This is a genomic window from Streptomyces sp. ActVer (assembly GCF_027270795.1).
In the GTDB taxonomy this organism is placed as follows: Bacteria; Actinomycetota; Actinomycetes; order Streptomycetales; family Streptomycetaceae; genus Streptomyces; species Streptomyces umbrinus_A.
In genome coordinates this window covers 1-4,084 of the sequence record NZ_JAPWHT010000656.1, presented here as the reverse complement: position 1 = coordinate 4,084, position 4,084 = coordinate 1, and the positions used below count along the sequence as shown (strand labels likewise).

Below are 4,084 nucleotides of genomic sequence, written 5' to 3'. Positions count from 1 at the left end.
GGCCCGGTGCGCTCGCTGGCGGGCTGCGCGGGCACTGTGGCCAGCTTCTGCGTGCCGCCGAGGGGCAGCCCCGCGTCGTTCAGCCCGCGGTTGCGCCGTGAGTCCTTGGGCTCCAGGGGTATCGGCGAGCCCCGCAGCGGCTCGTCCGCGGTCCGCGGCAGCGTCAGCCGGAACTGCGAGCCGCCCCCCGGCTCGCCCCAGGCCTGCAGCCAGCCGCCGTGCAGCCGCGCGTCCTCCAGGGCGATGGACAGGCCGAGGCCCGTACCGCCGGTCGTACGCGCGCGTGCCGGATCGGCCCGCCAGAAACGGCTGAACACCCGGGTCGCCTCGCCGGGCTTGAGCCCCACTCCGTAGTCGCGCACCGCGACCGCGACCGCTCCGCCGGCCGCGGCGAGTTTGACCACGACGTCCTTGCCCTCGCCGTGCTCCACGGCGTTGACGACGAGGTTGCGCAGCACCCGCTCCACGCGCCGGGCGTCCGCCTCGGCGACCACCGGCTGCTGGTCCCCGACGACCTGTATGTGCGTGCCCTTGCGGTCGGCGAGCGGCTCGGCCCCGCTGACGACCCTGCGTACGACCTCCCGCAGGTCTATCGGCTCGGCCTCCAGGGCCGCCGCGCCCGCGTCGAAGCGGCTGATCTCCAGCAGGTCCGCGAGCAGCGTCTCGAACCGGTCCAGCTGGTCGGCGAGCAGCTCGGCCGACCGCGCGGTCATCGGATCGAAGTCCACGCGCGCGTCGTGGATGACGTCGGCCGCCATCCGGACCGTCGTCAGCGGCGTCCGCAGCTCGTGCGACACGTCGGAGACGAACCGCCGCTGCATCCGAGACAGGTCCTCCAGCTGCTGGATCTTCAGCTGCAGGTTCTGCGCCATCTTGTTGAAGGCCTCGCCGAGCCGCGCGATGTCGTCCTCGCCGGTGACCTTCATACGTTCCTGAAGGCGCCCGGCGGACAGCCGCTCGGCGATCCCGGCGGCCATCCGGACAGGCGTGACGACCTGGCGCACCACGAGCCAGGCGATCGCCCCGAGCAGCACCACCACGAACAGCCCGGCCGTCGCGAGCGTCCCCTTGACGAGGCTGAGCGACTTCTCCTCCTGCGTGAGCGGGAAGAGGTAGTACAGCTGGTACGGGACGTTCTTGGGGTCGTTGAGCTGGGTGCCGATGATCAGCGCCGGCTGGGAATCCTGGCCGTTGGTGTAGAAGATGCGCGTGTAGCTCTGGGCCGCGCCCGTGCCCTCGTCGACCCGGTCACGCAGATCCTCGGGCACGCTGAGGCTCCAGTCGACGAAGCCCGACGCACGCGGTCCGAGGCCCCTGCTGTCGTTGTCGGCGGAGGCGGTGCTGAGGGTCACGACGCTGAACGCGCCCTGGCCGCCGCTGGACAGCGACTCCACGAGAGCGCTCATCCAGCCGCTCACGTTCTGTACGGGGTTCTCGTCCGAGCCCGGGCCGTCGTCCGCGCCCGCCGCGCTGTCGGCCTCCTGCTTGGCGACCGTGAACCCGCCCGTGGCCTGGCTCTGCGATGCCTTCACCTTGGCGTCCAGCAGGCCGTTGCGCACCTGCCCGATCACGACGAAGCCCAGCAGCAGGACGACACCCAGCGACATCAGCAGGGTCGTGACGACGACCTTGAGCTGGATGTTGCGCCGCCACAGCCGCATGACGGGCAGCAGCGGACGGCGCACCCAGCGCATGAACAGCCGAAGGACCGGGCTGCCCTGGACTCCGCCCTGCAGCAGCCCGCCCTCGGTGAACTGTCCCCAGCGGGAGCCCGTCGTCTTCCGGCCGACAGGCCGCCCCGCGCGGGTCCCCGGCTGGCCGGGCGCCGAAGCGGCACTGTCCCGGGACATGTCAGCTCGGTCCGGCCTTGTAACCGACGCCACGGACGGTCACCACGATCTCCGGCCGCTCCGGGTCCTTCTCGACCTTGGAGCGCAGCCGCTGCACATGGACGTTCACCAGGCGGGTGTCCGCCGCGTGGCGGTAGCCCCACACCTGCTCCAGGAGCACCTCACGCGTGAACACCTGCCACGGCTTGCGGGCCAGCGCCACCAGCAGGTCGAACTCCAGCGGAGTCAGCGCGATGGACGCCCCGTCCCGCTTCACAGAGTGACCGGCCACGTCGATGACCAGATCGCCGATGGCGAGCTGCTCGGGCGCCGGCTCCTCCGACCTGCGCAGCCTGGCCCGGATCCGGGCCACCAGCTCCTTTGGCTTGAACGGCTTCACGATGTAGTCGTCCGCGCCCGACTCCAGGCCGACCACGACATCGACGGTGTCGCTCTTCGCGGTGAGCATCACGATCGGTACCCCGGACTCCGCCCTGATCAGGCGGCACACCTCGATGCCGTCCCGGCCGGGAAGCATCAGGTCCAGGAGCACCAGGTCGGGCTTGCTCTCACGGAAAGCGGCCAGCGCCTTGTCGCCGTCGGCTACGAAAGACGGCTCAAAACCTTCACCACGCAACACAATGCCGAGCATCTCGGCCAGTGCGGTGTCGTCATCGACGACAAGGACTCGTCCCTTCATAAACGACATCATCCCATTAACTAAATCGTTACCTGGCGTGACCTGTCACACAGCTCTTCAAGCGCCTCAGCCGTCACGGGAGACACAGCGCCCTCCTCGGTGACGATCGCAGTCACCAGCTCGGGCGGCGTCACGTCGAACGCCGGGTTGTACGCCTGGGTCCCCAGGGGTGCCACCGGTATCCCGCCTCCCGCTTCCGCTCCGGCCACCGGCACCTGGGGTGCTGTGATCTCCGTCACTTCATGTCCGGCACGCTGCTCGACCTCGATCGCTGCTCCGTTCGGAGTGTCCGGATCCACCGTCGTCACCGGCGCCACCACGATGAACGGCACGTGGTGGTACCTGGCCAGCACCGCGAGCGGATAGCTCCCCACCTTGTTCGCCACCGAACCGTCGGCCGCGATCCGGTCGGCACCGATCAGCACCGCGTCCACCTCTCCCGCCGAGAACAGCGATCCCGCCGCGTTGTCCGTGAGCAAGGTGTACGCCATTCCGCTCCGCGCCGCCTCATAGGCCGTCAGGCGAGCACCTTGCAGCAACGGCCGCGTCTCGTCCACCCAGAGCCTGCGCAGCCGCCCCGCCCGGTGCGCCGCAAGGGCCACCGCGAACGCCGTGCCCTCGCCCCCGGACACCAGCGCACCGGTGTTGCAGTGCGTCAGGATCCGGTGGTTTCCGCCGGGCAGCAGCTCGTCGAGAAGTGCCAGCCCGTGCGTGGCCATCCGGGCGCTGGCCTCGGCGTCCTCCGCGTGCAGCGCCCTCGCTGCGGCCAGCGCGGCATCGGCGGCCTGCTTCTGGTCACCACCACCCCGCAGGACCGCGAGGTGGGCCGCCTGGGCCCTGCGCGCCCCGTACGAGAGGTTCACCGCGGTCGGCCGGGCACTCGCGAGCGCGGCCGCGGCCTCGTCCACGTCGAACCCCCGGGCGGCGGCGAGCGCGACCCCGTAGGCCCCCGCGATACCGAGCAGCGGCGCCCCGCGAACGGCGAGCGTACGGATCGCCTCCACCAGGGCGGGCGCGTCCGTGCACACCAGCTCGACCTCCTCGGCGGGCAGCCGTGTCTGGTCGAGGAGGACCAGGACAGGGCCTTCCGGCGGCTCGTCCCAACGGATCGCCGGAATCTCGGTGGGCCGCTGGTTCTCGCGGGATTGCGCGTACTGATCAGCCATCCGCCCAGTCTGCCCCGTACCGGCCGGACAATTGAAGGTGTGCAGCCCATACGGCAGCCGGTCACTTCCCCGCCACACCGTGGCACGATGGCAGCCAACCTGCCGCCGCGACCGCGGACGGGCACCGTGAAGGAGCGACGATGAAAGACACTCCGGGCTGGGCATCGCCCGGATCTGCCCCCTCCGACGGGCAGAACGGACAGGAGCCGACGGCTTCCGGCCCTGCCGAGCCCGCGGACCGGCCCGGTCCCACGGAGCCCGCTGGCCAGCCGGGCGCCGACCCGTCCGGCCCCGGCCCGAAGTGGTCCAAGGAGCAGCCCCCGCCGGCCCAGTGGCCGTCCCCCGACAGCCCCCAGGGCACCCCGCCCCAGGCCCCGCCACCACCGCCC

General features: G+C 71.3%; 3 protein-coding genes and 1 pseudogene. 1 reads left to right on the top strand and 3 read right to left on the bottom strand.

Going from position 1 to position 4,084, the window contains the following annotated elements; translation table 11 throughout:
* From mtrB to mtnA, 3 genes are all read right to left on the bottom strand, one after another.
* On the bottom strand, nt 1-1,850 hold a 1,850-nt coding region (mtrB, locus tag O3Q52_RS49865; RefSeq protein WP_269655049.1), incomplete at its 3' end, for an MtrAB system histidine kinase MtrB.
* Nucleotide 1,851: 1 nt separating this feature from the next.
* Nucleotides 1,852-2,541: a two-component system response regulator MtrA gene (gene mtrA / locus O3Q52_RS49860; protein ID WP_188114266.1), complete on the bottom strand. Its 690-nt coding sequence runs from the start codon at nt 2,539-2,541 to the stop codon at nt 1,852-1,854.
* 8 nt (nt 2,542-2,549) lie between these two features.
* Nucleotides 2,550-3,695 (bottom strand): S-methyl-5-thioribose-1-phosphate isomerase, encoded by a 1,146-nt coding sequence (gene mtnA, locus O3Q52_RS49855; protein WP_269655048.1) that lies wholly within the window; start codon nt 3,693-3,695, stop codon nt 2,550-2,552.
* A 140-nt stretch (nt 3,696-3,835) separates the two neighbouring features.
* On the opposite strand from mtnA, the pseudogene O3Q52_RS49850 reads away from it, so the two are divergent.
* Nucleotides 3,836-4,084 (top strand): annotated as a pseudogene (locus O3Q52_RS49850) (hypothetical protein); the annotation flags it as partial.

Coding starts and splice junctions, on each gene's coding strand:
- mtrA (WP_188114266.1), bottom strand. CDS start 2,541: ATGATGTCGTTTATGAAGGGACGAGTCCTTGTCGTCGATGACGACACC.
- mtnA (WP_269655048.1), bottom strand. CDS start 3,695: ATGGCTGATCAGTACGCGCAATCCCGCGAGAACCAGCGGCCCACCGAG.